Annotated in this window: 1 protein-coding gene and 1 pseudogene; both read right to left on the bottom strand. The window is 63.2% G+C overall.

What is annotated here, in order from left to right; translation table 11 throughout:
* Positions 1 to 426: hypothetical protein (locus EOA28_RS37165; RefSeq protein WP_128315911.1), on the bottom strand; the 426-nt coding region annotated here is incomplete at its 3' end.
* Positions 427 to 430: 4 nt separating this feature from the next.
* A pseudogene (locus EOA28_RS39380) lies at positions 431 to 883 on the bottom strand (hypothetical protein); the annotation flags it as partial.

Consider the following 883-nt stretch of genomic DNA (forward strand, 5'->3'; position numbering starts at 1 on the left):
ACGCCAGCCCGCGTCAGCATCCCATTCGGTGAAATTGGTGCTGAAACCGACCACGCGCATGGCCAGGCGAGGTCGAAAGAATGTGAAGGCGCCTTCGGTGCGCGTGGCTGGATCGGCCGTTGTATCGGCCAGCGGGCGCTCGGGCGAACCGGATGCCGTGAGATAGGAAAGCTCGGCGATGCAGTCGACCGTCAGTTCCATGCCCTGCCAGACGCCGGAAAGCGCCGGCATCTGCTGGTCGGTGCAGGTGATGGTCGATTTGTATTTGCGGAACGTCGAGCCGTCCGAAAGATCGATGAGTTCGCCATTGACGGTGCGGGCCAATTGCGACCCGGCGTCGATTGGTTCGAGCGTCTGGTTGATGTTGCGCGCCGAGTAAGGCGGCACGCCGATCGGATCGAGGCGCAGGAGTGTCGTTTCCGCCATTGCGTCAGGCCTTCGTCAGTGCCATGCCGACCGAGAAACGGGCCAGCTTATCGACCGCGGAATCCTCGGCGATCATCCTCGCCACTTCATTGCGGGACGGGCCGTATTGAAGGTCGACGCGGACCAGCTTGCCGGACAGGCCGGAAACAGCCGGAGCCAGGTTGCCGGCGCTGCGCGCGGCGCCACCGGATGCAAATCGAGGGATCGCCATCGACCGATTGATGCTGTTGACGAAGCCGCCCATCTTGAAGCCGCTCAGGCTTTTAAGAGACGGAACGACGCCTTGATTGAGCGCATTGAGGAACCCGAGCCCAAGTTTCTTCACGGCCGCAGCCTGGATTACGAATTCGCCATTGGACAGCCAGGCCAGGATGCTGTCGCTGCGCGGGCCGCCCTTGCCGGTGACATGGCCGCCCGAAGCGAAGCCACTACCGGAATCGGACGATCCGCCACCGCC

The sequence above is a fragment of the Mesorhizobium sp. M2A.F.Ca.ET.067.02.1.1 genome (assembly GCF_004023285.1).
Classification (GTDB): domain Bacteria; phylum Pseudomonadota; class Alphaproteobacteria; order Rhizobiales; family Rhizobiaceae; genus Mesorhizobium.